This is a genomic window from Cytobacillus sp. QJM3NY_8 (assembly GCF_056173585.1).
In genome coordinates this window covers 14,388-31,963 of record NZ_JBWBUY010000003.1, presented here as the reverse complement: position 1 = coordinate 31,963, position 17,576 = coordinate 14,388, and the positions used below count along the sequence as shown (strand labels likewise).

Annotated in this window: 15 protein-coding genes; 5 read left to right on the top strand and 10 right to left on the bottom strand. The window is 37.2% G+C overall.

Annotation, left to right across the window (positions count from 1 at the left end; all coding sequences use genetic code 11):
- The first annotated feature begins 156 nt into the window (after positions 1-156).
- The 5 genes from AC0VZ9_RS28835 to AC0VZ9_RS28815 all read left to right on the top strand — a co-directional run bounded on the left by AC0VZ9_RS28835 (position 157) and on the right by AC0VZ9_RS28815 (position 5,063).
- Positions 157-1,284 carry a tyrosine-type recombinase/integrase gene (locus AC0VZ9_RS28835; RefSeq protein WP_159868066.1) on the top strand — a complete coding sequence of 376 codons (1,128 nt, stop codon included), beginning with the start codon at positions 157-159 and terminating at the stop codon, positions 1,282-1,284.
- Complete coding sequence (locus tag AC0VZ9_RS28830; RefSeq protein ID WP_159868063.1) at positions 1,281-3,245, top strand: tyrosine-type recombinase/integrase; 1,965 nt, start codon at positions 1,281-1,283, stop codon at positions 3,243-3,245. The genes AC0VZ9_RS28835 and AC0VZ9_RS28830 overlap by 4 nt, the downstream gene beginning before the upstream one ends.
- Positions 3,235-3,621, top strand: a complete 387-nt coding sequence (locus AC0VZ9_RS28825; protein WP_136381325.1) for a DUF6262 family protein — start codon at positions 3,235-3,237, stop codon at positions 3,619-3,621. The genes AC0VZ9_RS28830 and AC0VZ9_RS28825 overlap by 11 nt, the downstream gene beginning before the upstream one ends.
- A gap of 170 nt (positions 3,622-3,791) precedes the next feature.
- A complete protein-coding gene (locus AC0VZ9_RS28820; protein ID WP_061792571.1) occupies positions 3,792-4,253 on the top strand; it encodes a VOC family protein in 462 nt (153 codons plus the stop codon).
- 369 nt (positions 4,254-4,622) lie between these two features.
- Entirely contained in the window at positions 4,623-5,063 is a 441-nt protein-coding gene (locus AC0VZ9_RS28815; protein ID WP_475397586.1) for a cell wall hydrolase, read from the top strand.
- Positions 5,064-5,384: 321 nt separating this feature from the next.
- Here AC0VZ9_RS28815 and AC0VZ9_RS28810 read toward each other — a convergent pair whose 3' ends face one another.
- The 10 genes from AC0VZ9_RS28810 to AC0VZ9_RS28765 all read right to left on the bottom strand — a co-directional run bounded on the left by AC0VZ9_RS28810 (position 5,385) and on the right by AC0VZ9_RS28765 (position 17,575).
- Positions 5,385-6,908, bottom strand: coding sequence for a DNA/RNA helicase domain-containing protein (locus tag AC0VZ9_RS28810; RefSeq protein WP_475397585.1), 1,524 nt, complete (start codon positions 6,906-6,908; stop codon positions 5,385-5,387).
- Between the two features lie 138 nt (positions 6,909-7,046).
- Positions 7,047-7,610 carry a hypothetical protein gene (locus AC0VZ9_RS28805; RefSeq protein WP_475397584.1) on the bottom strand — a complete coding sequence of 188 codons (564 nt, stop codon included), beginning with the start codon at positions 7,608-7,610 and terminating at the stop codon, positions 7,047-7,049.
- Positions 7,611-7,626: 16 nt separating this feature from the next.
- Positions 7,627-8,352, bottom strand: a complete 726-nt coding sequence (locus AC0VZ9_RS28800) for a C40 family peptidase (RefSeq protein ID WP_475397583.1) — start codon at positions 8,350-8,352, stop codon at positions 7,627-7,629.
- A gap of 107 nt (positions 8,353-8,459) precedes the next feature.
- On the bottom strand, positions 8,460-10,283 hold the full coding sequence (locus AC0VZ9_RS28795; protein ID WP_475397532.1) for a reverse transcriptase/maturase family protein: 1,824 nt from the start codon (positions 10,281-10,283) through the stop codon (positions 8,460-8,462).
- A gap of 582 nt (positions 10,284-10,865) precedes the next feature.
- A complete protein-coding gene (locus AC0VZ9_RS28790) occupies positions 10,866-11,333 on the bottom strand; it encodes a hypothetical protein (RefSeq protein WP_475397582.1) in 468 nt (155 codons plus the stop codon).
- A complete protein-coding gene (locus AC0VZ9_RS28785; RefSeq protein ID WP_475397581.1) occupies positions 11,320-11,949 on the bottom strand; it encodes a hypothetical protein in 630 nt (209 codons plus the stop codon). Before AC0VZ9_RS28785 ends, AC0VZ9_RS28790 begins: the two co-directional genes overlap by 14 nt.
- Before the next feature lie 11 nt (positions 11,950-11,960).
- Positions 11,961-14,177 (bottom strand): CD3337/EF1877 family mobilome membrane protein, encoded by a 2,217-nt coding sequence (locus AC0VZ9_RS28780; protein ID WP_475397580.1) that lies wholly within the window; start codon positions 14,175-14,177, stop codon positions 11,961-11,963.
- Positions 14,174-14,608 carry a hypothetical protein gene (locus tag AC0VZ9_RS28775; protein ID WP_475397579.1) on the bottom strand — a complete coding sequence of 145 codons (435 nt, stop codon included), beginning with the start codon at positions 14,606-14,608 and terminating at the stop codon, positions 14,174-14,176. Before AC0VZ9_RS28775 ends, AC0VZ9_RS28780 begins: the two co-directional genes overlap by 4 nt.
- Positions 14,605-17,166: an ATP-binding protein gene (locus AC0VZ9_RS28770; protein ID WP_475397578.1), complete on the bottom strand. Its 2,562-nt coding sequence runs from the start codon at positions 17,164-17,166 to the stop codon at positions 14,605-14,607. Before AC0VZ9_RS28770 ends, AC0VZ9_RS28775 begins: the two co-directional genes overlap by 4 nt.
- Positions 17,144-17,575 (bottom strand): TcpE family conjugal transfer membrane protein, encoded by a 432-nt coding sequence (locus tag AC0VZ9_RS28765; RefSeq protein ID WP_475397577.1) that lies wholly within the window; start codon positions 17,573-17,575, stop codon positions 17,144-17,146. The genes AC0VZ9_RS28770 and AC0VZ9_RS28765 overlap by 23 nt, the downstream gene beginning before the upstream one ends.
- Position 17,576: the final 1 nt, after the last annotated feature.

The following is a 17,576-nucleotide window of genomic DNA, read 5'->3' as shown; positions in this document are numbered from 1 at the left end:
GTAAAGTTATCCGTTTTTTGTTTCTTTAAAGACTATTTAACCACACTAATTTTTATAGTATTTATAGTAAATAAAGAAAGGAGGAAGATTATCTGAAATTAAGAGATTGAGAGCTTTCTAGAATGAATAAAAGAACAATTTCAACAGGAGGATTTTATGAGAGTAATTACCCTTTCTACAAAAGAAGGAAAGATTCGGTACATGTTAATAGATCATAATAATGAGCCAGTCCGACCAGTTTTACATTATTTAAAGTTTAAGGACAATAGTGGGGCTTCACGTAACACCTTACGGTCGTTCTCATATCATTTAAAACTATTCTATGAATTCCTAGAACAAATAAACAAAGAATTTCGTGATATCGGAATAGATGAAATGGCGGATTTTATGCGGTGGTTACAAAACCCGCACCAGGATGTAAAGGTGTCCCCTATCTTCCCAAAACAACCAATTAGAAAAGCAAAGACAGTAAATATTATCATCAATACTGTTCTCGGATTTTATGACTACCTAATGAGACATGAGGACTATAGTATTCAGCTGACAGAACGTTTAAAGAAACAAGTATCTGGGTCCCGCAAGGGGTTTAAAAGTTTTCTGCACCATATAAACAAAAATAAATCCTTTGCATCTCATATTCTGAAACTAAAAGTGCCTAAACAACAGCCGAAAACACTTTCGAAAGATCAAATAGCATTAATTATGAATGCTTGTGTAAATATAAGGGATCAATTTTTAATACAGCTACTTTGGGAAAGCTCTATGCGTATTGGTGAAGCACTTACTTTATGGCTTGAGGATTTCGAGGTTGATGCGAGAAAAATCCATATACGTGATCGGGGTCAATTGTTTAATCTAGCTGAAATTAAGACGGTATGTAGCCCCCGAAGTATCGATGTATCTGAGGATCTAATTAATATGTACTTTGATTATATTGCTCAATTTCATACTGATGAAGTGGATACAAATCACGTTTTTATTAAGCTGTCAGGGGAAAAAAAAGGACAACCGTTAGAATATACCGATGTAGTAGCGCTGGTTCAGCGTCTGCGTGATAAAACAGGCATTTATTTCACTCCACATATGTTACGCCACACATCATTAACGGAACTAAGAAAGGCTGGCTGGAGAGATGAACATTTAATGAATCGGGCTGGCCACGCTCATATCCAAACAACAATGCAGATGTATATCCATCCTTCGGATGAAGATATTCGAAAAGACTGGGAAAAAGCTCAAGAAAGAATGAAAATCAACAAAGAAAATAAGGAGAATAACGAATGAATTTATCTATTGGATACCTACTCCCAGAAAATAAAGTTAGTGAAATAGCCAAAAAAATCTCTGGGTATTTCGAAAATGACATTTGGGATGCCGATGATGCGGCTTTTAATGATTTTAGAAAATCGGAATGGGGAAAAACTCATCGTAAAATGAATTTTTCAGTATTTCCATCTAAGCTTAAAAATGAGGTTAAGTTTTTTATTCTTACTCGTATTAAAAAAGATGATCTTCAATTGTATTCTGCAGTACACAATTATGCCCGGTCCTTTAAACAGCTGTCTATCTTTCTTAAGAAATATTATCCCAATATTAATAGTTTTGCAGATTTAGAAATAAGTAAAGCATTGATGCAATTAAGATCACATTTAAGTGAATTAGGTTTGAGCATACGAATTTATGGGAGAAGGAAGCTTTCTAATTACGAAAATCTACTTAATCGTTTATTTTTGTTTTATAAAGACTTCTATGATACAAGAGATGAATTTGATAAAGATATCTGGGATGTTAGAAATATTCCTAGTGCAAGATTTCCCGATCACGAATCAAGACATATCCTGAATTTCGAGGATATCCCTATTCCCTTTCGTCCTTTAGCAAAAAAATATTTAAAATTTAGGATCAGTCATTTATCCCTTGGCCAATGTACTCTTGACGTTAGAATATTAAAGTTATTTTTGACATTTATACATGATAAAAATCCTTCTTGGAAGGATTTAAATGCCTTAACACGGAAAGATATCGAAGATTACCTAATATTTCATAATAAGAAGTTTCATGACAAAATACAGTCAAAAAGAAGTTATTTAATCGTCCTAAATGTATTCTTGGAAACAATTGAAAAACTGCAATTCGATGAGGCACCTGCGTTGCCTGTAAATCTATTGTTATTTAAAGAAGATATCCCTAGACCGGTAAAAAAGTCTGAAAATGATATCAAATACATTCCTGAAGGGGTTCTTCAGCAAATTGAGGAAAAGCTAGAGTTCTTAAAACCATCAAAATACGTACCGATTATTGTATTACTTCGGGCAACTGGTTGGAGAATATCGGACATTCTTAATCTACGTTATGATAATTGTTTAGAACAAACACCGCAAGGATGGTACTTATGCGGAGATATTAGAAAAACACAAGTAATGAATCATCGTGTGCCAATTACAAAAGAATTAGCAGAGGTAGTAGAAGCTGTAGTAAAAGTGACTAAAGATCAAAGCAATACGATTAATAATCCTAAAAACTATTTATTTGTGCAGCTAGAAGGTATCCGAAGAGGACGACCCTATAATTATTATGACATTCGCAGAAGTTTGAAGCGCTTTACTGGAGAACAAAAAATAGTTGACGATTCAGGAAAGCCCTTTTTTATCAAAAATCATGCCTTTCGGCATACCAAGGGTGTAGAGCTTCTTAATAACGGAATGAACATATTGCATGTTCAAAAATGGATGGCACACGCTTCCCCAGAAATGACCTTGCATTATGCAAAAATTCTCGATACTACCATGCGTAATTCTTGGGAAGAAGCTACAAAACAAGGTATTTTTCGGGTTGACATTGAAAGTAAACGTCCAGTTAAAATTGAACTTTCGGATATTGAGAATGAAGATATCATTGAATGGGAATATATACGCCATAATTTAGACGCTGTGAAGATGGAGCTTGGCTATTGTATGAAACCTATTAAGCAGCCATGTCCCACTCAAGCGAACCCATGTCTGTCTTGTCGTAATTTCTGTACTACACCCGAATTCATTCCCCAATTTGAAATGGAAATTACGGAAGTTAAAAATGTAATTGAGCGAGGCAGGGCTTTAGGGCGACAAGTATGGATAGATAAGAATCAAACCACTCTAGATCAACTAGAGCCTATTCTAGAAACTTTGAAAAATGGTACAACTCATCATTTTGCCGGGAAAAAAGGTCGCGAATATATTGGAGAGGAACGCACTCATGAGAAGTAAGCATATTAGAAATACCGAAGGTGTAAAAAAACATGCCCAGATGAAAAGCCAAGAGGCGGCTCAAAAGGTAGACAAGGCTATTCAAAGTCTTATCAAAACGAAGGCTAAAATTAACTTTAATCAAGTTGCCATGGAATCAGGTGTATCTAAGGCTTTTCTCTATAACAATCAAGAAATACGGAACCGAATAGAAAGGTTACGAAAGCAGCAAGAAGGGTTAAATACACCGCAAACCATAAAACGTAATATGACGGATGCCAATAAAGATTCGCTTATCGTAGCTAAAAATAATCGAATAAAAAAACTTGAAGAAGAAAACAAACGTCTGAAGGATGAATTATTGAAATTACGTGGTATGGTCTATGACAAATTTTAAGAATAAAGAACTTTACTATTGTATCGGTTTTCCTTAGTGTGCTAATGGATGTTTGTAGAGTAAAATATAATCATTCTTTATTCTACATATAAAGTTGTAGAGAATTTATAACTATTCTCTGAAGTAATAAATTTATATGGTTGTATTATTAATACAAGGGGGTTTTATTAATGATTAAAGGATTATACGAAGCACATTTACCAGTAAGTAATTTGAAAAGGTCTATCGAATTTTATAAAGAACTTGGTTTAGAGTTTGACCACAGCGTAGAGGATAGTTTGGCATTTTTATGGATTGAAAAAAATAAAAGCTGGTTGGGCTTATGGGAAACCGATAAGGTAGAACTTGAATATCATCCTTCAATAAGACACATAGCATTTCAAGTATCGTTAGAAGGATTAAAAAATTCGGTTAGTTGGCTCAAAAGTAAAGGATGTGAACCAAGGGAGGCTTTTGGCTTTGAGCCAGTAGAACCTTTTGTAATGGCACATGATAACTATGCTCACGCTAAAATTCATTTTAATGACCCTGATGGTAATAGTTTGGAATTGATTTGTAAACTCGAAAATCCTAATAAAATAACAAAACGGATGTATTTAAGTGAGTGGGAAAAATTAAATACAAATAAATAGAAAAAGTAGTTTTTCAAGCTACCGGTGGCGTTAATTTATTTTTATAAGACATCATAAATAATCAAACTTATTTAAACCTTTACATCGAATATATGTAAATGATGTGAGAACCATTGATATTCTAATAGTTCTCACATCTAAGTTAAGATAACCGCATATTTACAACGTTAAGGAAATCAAAATATAAAAAGTCTAATTTCTCGGTGTTATAAGTGAAAAATTAGGCTTTAGTTACTTCATTAAAGCGCCTGATTGTTGAAGACTAAAGTTTATATTCACCAAGAAAATTGATGTGCTCTTATCCTAACAAATTGTAAAAAAGAGACATGAATGTTGCTTTTTTTCATACTGTATTTTGGAGGTGGAAAAATGGCAAGAGTCGCTTACCGAGATGCAGACGTTGATTTAATGGCAAGGATGATGAGAGCAGAGGCTGAAGGTGAAGGAGTACAGGGGATGCTATATGTTGGAAACGTGATTGTAAACCGTGCTGTAGCTGATTGTGCGGATTTCATGGATGTAAGGACCATTGAAGATGTTATTTTTCAAGTACAAGGGGGAAATTACTCCTTTGAAGCTGTGCAAAAAGGCAATATGTTTTATCAACGAGCAAGAGAATCTGAAAGAAGATTAGCAAGAAAGAATTTGGAATATTGGAGAGATTACCCAGTGAAATATGCTCTTTGGTACTTTAATCCATATGGTCCGTGTCCTCCAACATGGTATGGCCAACCTTTTAGTGGTCAATTTAAACAACATTGTTTTTATGAACCAGCGCCTGGAACATGTGAAAGCGTTTATAGTCGTTGAGGAAAAGATTCGAATATTTTTAAAAACTAAAACTTTTAGCAGCAAAAAAAAGGATCTTCTTACTGGAAGATCCTTTTTTCAGTGTCTATAAACATGATTATGTTAATTATAATCCCCTATAAACATGGTTTTGGTTCCCTTGATGGCATATTGACACATTGATTTTACTATACTTTTGATTGTTCATCTAGCGTCTACTTATAATGAACAAAAATTTTCTTAAGAAAAAAAGCCGCCTTAAGGCGACTAGAAATAATGTTGGTTTATAAAAAGGAGTCATTTTCTACTGCCAGGTAAGCAGCATTTAATAAAACTCTATAATTATGCCTTAGACAATTGTTTTTTCTGGTTATTATTCAATGCGTTAATGAGTTTAGTCATGAATTCAGGATTATTTACAATAAGCAACATGATTTGTTTTCTAGCTCGGGTAACAGATTGATAAAACATACGCTCCGGATCATAATAATTTGCTTTTCTTACAGCAAGACTATTTTGATCATTATAGTAAAAAGTTGAACCGACTAAAACAAGTACTTTATCAAATTCTTGTCCTAAAACTTCATGTGCATTCATTCCTCTATGCAGCTGCATCCTCTGGATTGCTTCACCATTAAATCTTTGGCCTGTATAGTCAATAATCTGCCACCCCTCGCGTTCTAGCCCTGTCGCAAAGCCTCTCGCTTGGTTAATATCGCCAAAATAATGGATAGATATATTTTCGGTGTTATTACAATACTTCATAGAATTTAAGTTAAACAAACCTTTGATAAATGCTCCAAGCTCTTTATTTGTTCTAATCTTTTTACTTAGTCCATGTAACTCACTGTTCTCCAACGACAGGAGTGTATTTATATTATTGTATCCAGATTCATAAATCGAAAGTATTTGCTTTGGATCGATAGAAAAAATGCCGACTATATTATTTTTTTGTATGTATTCAATAATATACTTTAGCTGATGGGGATACATTCTTTGAGTTTCATCAACAAAAATAAATTGAGGATTAAGGCGTTCAATCTCATTAACTTGTTTTATCGGAATAATTCTCCATTTATATTGTTGGTTTAGTGTTAAATGGCCAACATTTAAAGCTCCTGTATGAATTATAACTATATCATGTGCTTTGCTAAATTCTTTAGCTAAATCATAAAGCAATAAAGTTTTTCCAGTACCGGGTAAACCCTCTAAAATTATAAATTGTGACGAACTTTTTAGTATTTTGTCCTTAAACTCCTGTTGCTGTTTCGTCAAAAAATATAGTCCATTAATGAATCTCTCAGTATGATTGAAAGGAGAAACCAAGTAATCAGATGGGTCAAATAAATCATCTAAATTTGAATGATGTTCTAATTTTTGACTAACTAAAAGTTTTTCGAACACCTCAAAGTCAACTTGATGAAAAGTTTCATCATCTCCCAATTGATAAAAACTATTGTCTTCTGAAATATAAGTAAATAATTTTAATTTTTTACCTAAAGAAGATAAATAATATTTATTTTTGACTAACTGCTTCCGAGCATCATCTTCTTTTAAAATAGACTTTATTTCCACATTCAAAATATAATCTTGCCCAAATCTTAGGAGATCAAATTCCTTATCTATCTGAGGTATTTTATAACCCACATAAAAATATCCAAAGTGGCTATCGTCCACATTTAAATTATCAATAAAGGCAGAAATTTGATCAACCTCTTCTTTCCTCATAGTAAAATTGAAAAAACTCTGGATTCCTTCGAAAACTTCCTCCGGTAAATTTTTGTAACTACTCACTAAAGAATTTAAATCCATTGGCTTTCTCATACGTTCACCTACACCTAAATATTTTTCTGCATCTTTTTCCATTATTTATATTATAATTTATTATTTAGTAAATTAAATATAGTAAAATTCATCTTCAATAATATGGTCCCTTAATTGAATAATTGCTGGAGTTTAAGGTTCATATGAAAAACCCTGTATAACTTAATACAGGGTTCATTATTACTCCTTATTCATGAATGATTTATAACAAAAATCTTTTTTAAACTTCATATGCTCTTCATCAATGAAATTTGATCGAGTTTTTTTCTTTTTGTTGAGATTAAAAAAAGTTCGCATTCTATTGACCAATTTTGTATTTTCTTTTTCTTCCTCGACTTTCTCGTGACAAGCGATACAATTAATCTCGTAATTAACTTTATAATTCTCAACTTTAGCATACATAGATTGGATGTTTAAGTGCTTTGCTATGCAGGTTCTATGCTGACCATCTGAAAACACATAGTGATTGCAGTCTCTTGGATGCATTCTTATTGAGAAATTCGCATCTTGAAAACTGGGATTATCATAGTAGTTAATATCCAGTAATGTTTTCGCTAAAGTACGGCAAGACATTACATTGCCGTCGCCATATACATTACCCTCTTTTTCACTAATTTTCTCTGCTTCCTCTTCGCTTAAATACAAGGAACATATACCTGATCTTAATTCATAGCAATCATGGCTTGTAAAACAATAAGTAAACTTCATATCGGTTGGATTAAATTGTTTAATATCGTATCCCATTTTTATCACCTAGTTGTTATAATCGTTTTACTCGACCATTAAAGGTTTCTTCCCAGTATCCTTTTGTCATATCCTCAATAGCTACACCTTTGTTTGTTTGCGCACCAATAAATTTCCCATCCCCAACATAAATGCCGACATGACCATCTATTTTATAAGTGTCAAAAAATACTAGATCGCCAGGCTTCATTTCACTAGGAGAAACAGGTTTCCCTAAATGCTTCAGAGTTTCCGTACTAGTTGAACCTAAAGGACCTAAATTTACACCTACTTGAGTAAAGGCCCAATGAACAAAGCTGGAACAATCAAAGCGACCTCTTGCAATGTCATTTTGATTTCTTCCGCCACCAAAAACATATTCAGAGTTTCCGATCCACTTACGTCCAATATCTACAACTTCTACACCACTATGCTCCCCTGAACCACCAATAGCAACATATCCTTTTACATAAGAATCAGCAAAACCTAACACTTCTTCAACGTACCAGTCCGCATGATTATAAGCAAAAACAGCGTCACGAATGCGCCCATCAGCTGCACCGTTTGCAGCTAAGTACTTAGCTGCTGCGAAAATAGCATCTTCTAAATCATTTGGGTCAGCCTTGCCGTCTCCGTCTCCATCAACGCCATAGCCACCATACTTTGAAATGACAGAAAGGCTAGTAATTTCAGATTGTGAGATATTACCTTTCCCTAATCCACCACACGAAGGATGGCCCCATCCAACCCACGTACAAGGCATAAAGTAGAGTAAGAACCCAGCGCCTTTCCATAATTTCTATGGTAGGTTTCCGAGAACTCCTCCCCGAACCATACGTACACCTCTCGATGTATACGGCTCTCCATTTATCAATCTAGCTTCCCGTTATGCAAGTTGAGATGGCATTCCTTACAAAGTGCCATGGTTTTGCGATTACGTTCAATCATTCGCTTCTCCCATCTCTTCTTGCCTTTAAGGTCTTTTAGCTTTTTAATGTGATGTATTTCTAGTGGAAGATTTGTCTTTCCGCACCATTCACATTGGCCAGCTAAAAGTCTTTCAATTAAACTCGTTCGATTATAAATTATATTTCTTCCCGAAGGGATAACGTCTATTGTTTCTTCTTTAGAGATGAGATTTAGCTTTTTAAATCCATCATTATAGAAGAAGGAAACCTTTTTTCCTTTGGCAGTATCATATCTAACGCCAAAATGACCATTTATGTTGAATTTATTGATTATCTTTTTAACGCTTGATTTGTATTTGTTGGCGAATGTTTTATACATGCTGTATTCCATAATGTGCTTAAAACCATGCAGTTTATAGACGTTATTCGCCAATCTATAGTAATTGTACAAACCTCTTATTTCAGCGTTATACGTTGAAAGTATCTCTAAATCGTCATTTTGAAGTAGGTGCGCTCGATGAGCTGACTTCCATTTCTTTGTGTTTGGGTCTATTTTTAACGCTTTGTATTCAATCAGTTTGTTTCTCCAAACTTCATGAGGGAGTAAAAGTTCGCAACACATAGTTCTAGTACGCCGTTTATGTCCATTTGTTTCGTATTTAGTCGTTAAGTTATCATGACTGATTTTTACGTCGTACCCTAGGAATCTCGCTCTCTTTTTAGAATGAGTAATTAGCGTTTTTTCTTGTGATAATTCAATTTTTAATTCATTCTCCAGAAATTGAGTGATGTCACGCTTAATATTCCTACAGTCTACTTTACTCCCAATGACTCCTATTAGGATATCATCAGCGTATCTAACGTATTGAATTCTTTTAAAGTTATCGTCCATTGGGTCCTTGTAAGGAAGTTCCATCATGTGTTCTTTAAGTTTATTAACATGTAGTTGTGCTTCTTCTTTCTCTTCCGTTTTCATTTCGTCCCATTTCTCTTTGTATCTTGCCCTTGCTCTAGATAGTCTAGCTTCTCGAGTTCGATATTCTTTTAACCTTTTTCGACTTTTCCCTTTATCAAATTTAGTTTTATATTCTTTCATAAAGTGATCAAGTTCGTTTAGGTAAATGTTCGAGAGAATCGGACTAATGATTCCGCCTTGTGGAGCCCCGCTGTATGTTTTGTTAAAATGCCAGTCTTCTAGGTACCCAGCTCTTAGGAATTTCCATATCAGATTGATGAAGTGTTCATCATCAATTTTTCTTTTTAGTATTCCAATAAGAGTATGATGGTCAATATTATCGAAAAAGCTCTTAATATCGCCTTCAATGAACCATTTGACTCCCGTAAATCTATCTTTCACTTGAGCCAATGCGGTATGGCAACTTCTCATAGGGCGGAAACCGTGAGACATTTCGGAAAAATTCTTCTCATAGATGCTTTCAAGTATCATTCGCACAACTTCTTGTAATAGCTTATCTTCAAAAGATGGAATACCTAGAGGTCTTTTACCGCCATTCTTTTTACGGATATAGACTCGTTTAGACGGTTTAGGTTGATAACTAAAATCTTTTAGTTTTTCGATAAGTTTTTCAATACGTTCAAGACTCATACCATCAATGGTTTGCCCATCTACACCTTCTGTCATATTGCCTTCTTTGGAGTAAATCTTCGCATATGCGATAAGATAAAACTCCATGTTGTAAAGGTTTCTATAGAGCCTTTGAAATTTATAATCTTTTCGAATTGTTTGCTTCGCTAGATTGTCTAACACTACTTTTGGACTTCTCATAGAGCCTCACGCTCCTTTCCAATTTAAGTTAGACTAGATAAACTGTTCCCCTTCGCCATGTGGTAAGCTTTCCTTACCTCGGACTACTACAGGAACTCCGTTACCTTATTGGATATTCAGCACCTTTGTGCATAGCCTAACGGCTTTCCAACTTAGGTAATCACCATTTAGTACACATAAGAACAAGCACGTTGTAATGTCGGATATGACGTTCGCCCTTTTCTTCTTATTGAAGATGGTCAGCCTTAGACCACTGCACAACTGACACGCAATTAATCGGTTGTGTTATCAGAAACCAAGCCTTCAATTATCTCGCTTCCTTTGACTGTATAACGTTTATAAATACCTTCCGTTATAGGTGGACCATTAACCCCCTCGGACTGTCATTCAGGCAGTTTAGCTTTTATCCTCATTTACAACTTTTCGCCTTGCCATTCAGTCGTACTGTGGTATTTCAGTAACTTATGGCTTTCCCAGCATGCTACACTCCCCGATATTTGGTTTCCCTCACGGATAAGCTGGGTGACGACAGGTCGTTGTGGTCTAACCTGTTCCTTGCTAATGGAAATTTCTTATGTGACCTTATGGTCGCACCTGGAGGTGCCCAGTTGCTCCCACGGGCGAAATCATAGGATGAATGGTTGAAAATCGCGTTTCTACGCGATGATGGGCTGCGAGTAAATTCCAAGGCACACCGTATTCTTCTTGAGCTGCCTTATAGATTGGTATAAAAGCAGCTGGAATCTCATTTACACCGATTTCGGATATTTCTCCACCCCAGAACCCACCGCCTTCAGGCTTTGATTCTTCTCCGCTGGATGCAATGATAAGGACCATCGCGACAGCAATTCCCATACCTACGATTAATACGGCTACGGCTCCTAAAATGACTGGCCAACCTAATTTTAGAGTGACAGCTGTACCGGCTTTTTGCGCAGCTTTCTTGACAACTTGTTTTACAGCTACCTTACTAGCTGTACCAGCAGCACTCTTTAAGGCTGAACTTCCATCTGTTTCATAACTGTTATTTGGATCGTTAGTTTGGGACATTTACTCTCACATCCTCTACCTTCCATTCGCCATCCACTTGCCGAACACCGATCAAATACCAATCTTCCGTTTCTGAAATTGTGCCATCAGTTGCCTTCGCTTCACCCATCACCATTACATTCCAGCGAACAACAGAACTGCTGGAATTAACAACAGGGGTAACACTTGTTTCTTTAACAGTTAAATTGGAACGATCAAGCGGCTCTCGTCTCATGTTTCGCTTCATTTTTTCATATAAAGCATCGGTCATATAGAGTTTAGCGTTTTCTAAATATTCCTGGGGTTTCTCTGCATTGTACGTATGAAAGGCTGTAACAAATAGAACAGCAGTTGCTTTTGTTTGTTGTAAATCTTCTTTAGAAAAATTTTCGGTTTGATCGTACTTATTTACATTTTGGGATGGATCTTCTTCAGCTCCACTTGAAGTGCTTGAATCGGCTGTTTCTGCCGATTCCGTTGCATTTTGCGGTGTATTGTCCTTCGCTCCGACTTCATTTGTATTCATGCTGCGGAAAATAAATGATGATGTAAAGCCGATTACGAGAAAGACTGCTAGGATGAAGAAGAATAGTTTGATCCGGTCTGATTTGCTGTTATGAAAATCCCATCCAAACATACTCTCCCTCCTTACTCTTCATTCCTCTTAGCATTGATTTGCTGCTGAGCTTCCCATCTTGTTAAAGGTTTATCGTTTTGCTTCGCATTTTCGATGATGCGAGATACGTTGTTGTTTCGTTCTGTGATGTTATTGACCGTTCTTTCGTTATGTTCATTAGAAATTTGATTGCGGTTAACGGTTTCTTGAATATTGCGCTCTTTGCTTTCATTATTTAGTAGCTCGCGATTAACCGTTTCTTGAGACACATTCTTTTCTGTATTATTTTCAAGTGTTCTGCGCTCTGAAAGTTGGCTATCCTGCCTTTCATTAATGTTATCCTGAAGGGTTTGCTGGTTCCGCAAGTTAACATTACGTTCTGCTTGTTGACGATCGACAATCTCTACATTTTCACTTTCAGGACGCTCGATAGATGCAGCTGATTCGCGCTGTGCGTCTTTTAAAGGCTGACGATCGGCCAAAGGTGCATTGGCTACACTTCCTGTTTCTATTCGACGGCGACGCAAGTCATCAATACTCGTAACATTTTGTCCGTCTTGTTTCTCTCCTGCTTGCCCAAGCTCATGCCGACGATCCATGAGCTGATCCTTATCGGTTGGGGCGTTTTCAATATTCGCTCGGTGTTGAAGCTGATTTTTATATGCGTCTTGCCCTTCTTGAAAATCTTGATTTCCTCGTTCCGCAAGCGTTGCGGCTCCAACTTCTGAAGCTAAGCGGTCCTTTGTTTCACCCAACTGTTTTGTGCGATTAGCTAACTGCTTATCACTCGCAAGCCCAATTTTCTCTTGTGGCTTAACTCCATTATTACGATTTGCCAAAGGATGATTGCGCAGCTGGCTGTTTCTGCCCTCAAGCAAGTCTTTTCCTTGACACATCTTGGATCGTGCCTGATTATATTTCTGTTTGTAATTCTGAAGTGTCTGCCCTGTACTGCTTTGAACATTGTTTGCAGCTGTAGAAACCATACTGAACAAATCTTTTCTTTTTGCCCAAATACCGACAAAACAAATGATCTGAAGGATCATCATTCCTAAGTAACCTAAGTCTGAGGATTCTGTTGCACGGTAAAGGATTGCGGAAATACCAAACAAAATGGTAAGGAGTAAAGCAATCGCTATTTTCATCAGCTGAGCATGTATTAGCTTCATTACCCAATCTACTGCGGTTTGCTGCCAACGCGGCACAAGTGCCATTAAAAGTGGTACTGGCGCAAATAGCGCTAGTGCCAAGAAAATAAGCTGGAACAAGATGATTGAACCTGAAATCATTAGAAGGAAAATCCCGATAATGCTATTTCCGATGAACAGCAAAGGTACAAAGGCTGCACGCTGTGTAATCCCATCAATTGACATCATTGCATTATCCTTCTCATTTACCTCAACTTCCGCTTTTTCTTGTCTTTCTTGTGCTTCCAAAATTGGATCAACAGCTAAAAGGTCATTTACTCTGCCTTCATCAACCTCTGTAGTACCGTATTGCATTAGCATATACGGTTTTTTAACCATCAGATCAAACATTTGATTGCGGATTGTCGCAATCCCTTCATCTGCTGTATAAGAAGCTCCTGGATTAACGATGCTTGCGGACACACCTAGAATGTCACTTTGAAGGTTACTCGACCATTCATTCAGACCGCCTAAAACCTTTCCTGCATTTGAAAAGAAACCTAAAGAAAAAACGAAGATAATTAACGCGGATATTAAACCGCCCCATGCACGACTGCTTTCTCGCTTAACCATTCCAACATAAGCCGCCCATGTTCCCACTAAGCATAGAACAAAGGTTACTAGCAACGGCCAAAGTCCATTTGCCATAAAGCCGCCTGAGTTAAATCCTGCAATATTCTGAATTGCAGCTCCCACTTCATCAACTACACCCGATACAAAATCCAGCTCAAAAGCTTCCTGGACAATCACCATCGTAAAGTTAGCTAATAAAACATTGAGCTGCCATATCGCATTAATAATTTCCATCAATGCAATATAGATTTGCTTTCCGGCTCCATCAGCCCAATTCCACGGCATCCAATCGCCTGCCGTATCAACATAAGTGTCTAATTCGTAATGATGCTGCGGATGTTCATTATAATCAAGCTCGACTTCACCGATCGTACCTGTATCACGATCTTGAGGAACAAGGTTGTCTTGTAAGCTATCAGCTGAAACTGGAATTTGCATAGAAGTTAAAAGCAAAGCAGCGATTAATACTAATCGAATGGTTTTCTTCATTGCTCATGCAGCTCCTTGAGTATTTTCGGCTCCAAGTCAGCTACTAACTCATCAAAATTATAAACCTCTCCATACTGTGTTCTTTTCCAACCGCTATCTGTTTTAACGATCTCCATTCTATCCGTTTTAGTGCTTTTTTCTTCAGGATGCTCGTAGACTATTTCATAGAAATAGCGTTCATCATTAGCTTTCCATTCTGTTAATCTATAATTTTCAATTACTACACTATTATCCGGTTCGTCCTCTGGATCTAATGCTGTTTGCTCTTTCTGAAGCAGCTCAACCATTTTACCCTGATCTTTTTGAATATGAGCATTAACCCATTCGACTGGAATATCAGACGATCCTTGACCGTTAATTTCATTGTTGCCGCAAGCTGCGGCAACAATGATAACAGCTGTTATACCAGCAGCTAACCAAGTTTTCCTCATACATACACCTCCATTTCTGTCTCATCATCTTGCTTCTCCAAGCCCTCATGATTAGCATAATCACTTAGATATTCTTCTTCCGGCTTTTCAGCTGGGGGGCGTGTATCAAATGCGTCAAACAAGTCTTGGAATAACGCATTGATGGATACAACCCCTACACGACCTGAAATGTCTTGGAACAGACATTGTCCGTTCTGAAGTTCTCTTAATGTTGATGCGTTATATTCCGTGTTCTTCAGATTTAATAAAGAAAGAACATTTTCGATCTCTTTTGGATCCGTACTGCGGAAAGCAAATTTCATACCGATGTTGTTTTTCATTTTTTCATCCAGTAAGTCGTTGGCATTCTGTGTTACAAAATAGATACCTGCATTCATCGAACGACCTGCACGAACAAGGCGTGTCGCTAGATGGCTTCCCTGACTTGTATTTAGAACCGCCCAGGCTTCATCCAGTAATACAACTTTAAAGATGCTGCGGTTTGAATGAATGAATTTTAAGGCAAAAGATGAAATTGGAAGCATCATCGCTACAGAAAGCATTTCCGATAGATTGTATTTCTCTTGCGGTGTGTCAGGTGCTGGCAACTCAAGATTTTGGATTTGCAAAACATTTAATGCGGTTTCAAGGCTAATAGCTGCATGGTTATCTCCATCACCAAATAGCAGTTGAGCGAAGGACAATTCACTAAAAGACTTGATATGTTCCCCTAATTGTCTTGCTGTATCATCTTCGCTATTCAGCAATTCTTTCATGACCTTTGTTAAGCAAGGTTTTTCACCTTCAGCCACGTTACGGACAGCCTGTGTCAATTTAGGGAATCGTTTAGAATCATCTAAACGAACACCTGTAAGAAATGTCAGTATATCCAGCGCCAAGGTTTCAGCTTCTTTGATGTCCTCATGAATTGAGAACGGGTCTAAACGTCCTCTGTCCTCCGCTTTCGTAGAAAGCGAAATGATATTTACTTGCCCCTTTAGATCATATAGATCATCTTTCCAGTTTCCGCGCTCTCCTTTTGGATCAATTACCAAAGCTTTACCACCGGATAAAACTGATAAATAGGTAATCAGGTTAGAACTAAAAGACTTTCCTCCCCCTAATGAACCTAAAAATGCAGCTGAAAGCGCATTTGTTTTTGTTCCCCGGATTCCTTGTGCTGCACGGTTCGGCATGATATAGACTGGTTGATCTAGAATACCTGTTGTTCCAATGAAAAAGCCTTCTCCATCTCCTAATTGTTTTGTGGCTCCAAACATGCCACCCGACACGGCAGCTGGCTCCATAAAATGAATGTAGTCCTTCACATAGCGCTTTGCACCTGGAAGAAATTCATTGAAGGCAAGCCATTGATCGCCATAAGGTTGCTCGACTTGAAACATCATGTCCTGATAATGGTCTTTAATTGTATCGCAACGGCGCTTTAACTCGTCTTCATCCGTGGCCGAAACGCACAATATGATGGAGGTTTTAATTAGCGGCATCCGTGACTTCTGCAAATGAGCTTCTAGCTCATGGGCTTCCTGTCTTCCTTCAAGAATATTCAAACCTGTGTCGTTTCCTGTTTCTCTCGCATGACGATCTTGGTCTTTCAATTCTTTTTGCTTATTACGAACAGCTGATAAGGCTTTTCGATTTTCCAGTGTTTCCGTACGAATACTGATTTCTACAGGGAAATCAAGACTTTGGATAGTGTAAATCCATTCTTCGTTAGGGAACTCCATTTCATAAGGCACATTGGAAATGGTTAAAAATGCAACATGCCCTTCTTTTTCTTCCCCTTCATGAATTTGCTTCAAGATCAGGCTGCGTTTTGGTGAATCATCAACCAATCCTTCTGTCAAGCGAAGCACATCATGGTATAACGGACGACGAATACTTATTTCTCCATCCTCAAACTCCTTGTAATGGACGGAATACGTCGGACTCCAATTTTTAATGATAGGAGCTTTCCCAATTCCTCTATAGAAATTTCGGCGAATAAGCCATTGAATGGATTCCTCATTTACCGGCTCTGCCCTCAGTCGCGAATGGACTTTGTTATATACACGGCGTTCCGCTTTGCGGTAGCGCTCAATCTCATCTTCTGTGATCTCTGGTGTATCAAGGCCGGATACTTCATTTACACCGCCTATAAACTCTTTCCACGCTTCCTTTAAATCTTTCAGGAAAGAATTTTTCTTCATGTTCTCTGGCTTAGGTAGCTTTACACCGATATAAAAACGGTACTCTGTTCCCTCTTTACCAAGAAGCCTTTCAAGTTGGATAGCTGCATCATCAGTATGCTTTGCAGCTGCTTCCTTCAAAGGTCCTGACAATCGGCTTTTGAATTGCTCGTGTTTTTCTTGAATGGATTGAAAATTCGGAACAACAAGCATGTGTGTATCCAAGTTGATCTGCCAAAAGAAGGCTTTAATCTTTGTGAAAATATAGTCTTTTTCATCATCAGCTAAAAAATCATAATTGTATCCGGCAAGCTGATAGTACGCCCAGCACGTTCCGTCTTGAGTAAATACAAGGTTGCCTTCAAAGTATTTAACCGGAAATTCGATGTTCATCAGCTTCACCTTCCTTTTTGTGATAACTTAACTTGCGATAACTTACAGGGCTTGCATACTTGTAAGGCTTCTTGCTGCTGGATATTTCTTTATATCGATTGCGAAAATGTGGGCTTAGATGATATTGAATCACTCGCATAAAGAAGCGATGCGGTGCTTTTCCATCTAACAATTGTTTTGTAAAGAACCAGGAAAACAATCCCGGTAAAAAAATGTACTCAATTAACCCTAATTCAATTAAACTAAGAGGGGGGAACTGATTAAGGACCCATACTAAAATAAACCCCCCTGCAAAAAATCCTATCTGCCGATACGTCAGAGGTATCGGCAGAGGGATATCTTGAATCCCATACAAAACTTTTTCTACCTTCCACACACTGTTATAGGTTCTAAGAATTTTTGGTTTCATA

What these genes read in the sequence shown, in the direction of transcription:
- AC0VZ9_RS28835 (WP_159868066.1), top strand. Translation starts at nt 157, where the DNA reads ATGAGAGTAATTACCCTTTCTACAAAAGAAGGAAAGATTCGGTACATG.
- AC0VZ9_RS28830 (WP_159868063.1), top strand. Translation starts at nt 1,281, where the DNA reads ATGAATTTATCTATTGGATACCTACTCCCAGAAAATAAAGTTAGTGAA.
- AC0VZ9_RS28825 (WP_136381325.1), top strand. Translation starts at nt 3,235, where the DNA reads ATGAGAAGTAAGCATATTAGAAATACCGAAGGTGTAAAAAAACATGCC.
- AC0VZ9_RS28820 (WP_061792571.1), top strand. Translation starts at nt 3,792, where the DNA reads ATGATTAAAGGATTATACGAAGCACATTTACCAGTAAGTAATTTGAAA.
- AC0VZ9_RS28815 (WP_475397586.1), top strand. Translation starts at nt 4,623, where the DNA reads ATGGCAAGAGTCGCTTACCGAGATGCAGACGTTGATTTAATGGCAAGG.
- AC0VZ9_RS28810 (WP_475397585.1), bottom strand. Translation starts at nt 6,908, where the DNA reads ATGGAAAAAGATGCAGAAAAATATTTAGGTGTAGGTGAACGTATGAGA.
- AC0VZ9_RS28805 (WP_475397584.1), bottom strand. Translation starts at nt 7,610, where the DNA reads ATGGGATACGATATTAAACAATTTAATCCAACCGATATGAAGTTTACT.
- AC0VZ9_RS28800 (WP_475397583.1), bottom strand. Translation starts at nt 8,352, where the DNA reads ATGCCTTGTACGTGGGTTGGATGGGGCCATCCTTCGTGTGGTGGATTA.
- AC0VZ9_RS28795 (WP_475397532.1), bottom strand. Translation starts at nt 10,283, where the DNA reads ATGAGAAGTCCAAAAGTAGTGTTAGACAATCTAGCGAAGCAAACAATT.
- AC0VZ9_RS28790 (WP_475397582.1), bottom strand. Translation starts at nt 11,333, where the DNA reads ATGTCCCAAACTAACGATCCAAATAACAGTTATGAAACAGATGGAAGT.
- AC0VZ9_RS28785 (WP_475397581.1), bottom strand. Translation starts at nt 11,949, where the DNA reads ATGTTTGGATGGGATTTTCATAACAGCAAATCAGACCGGATCAAACTA.
- AC0VZ9_RS28780 (WP_475397580.1), bottom strand. Translation starts at nt 14,177, where the DNA reads ATGAAGAAAACCATTCGATTAGTATTAATCGCTGCTTTGCTTTTAACT.
- AC0VZ9_RS28775 (WP_475397579.1), bottom strand. Translation starts at nt 14,608, where the DNA reads ATGAGGAAAACTTGGTTAGCTGCTGGTATAACAGCTGTTATCATTGTT.
- AC0VZ9_RS28770 (WP_475397578.1), bottom strand. Translation starts at nt 17,166, where the DNA reads ATGAACATCGAATTTCCGGTTAAATACTTTGAAGGCAACCTTGTATTT.
- AC0VZ9_RS28765 (WP_475397577.1), bottom strand. Translation starts at nt 17,575, where the DNA reads ATGAAACCAAAAATTCTTAGAACCTATAACAGTGTGTGGAAGGTAGAA.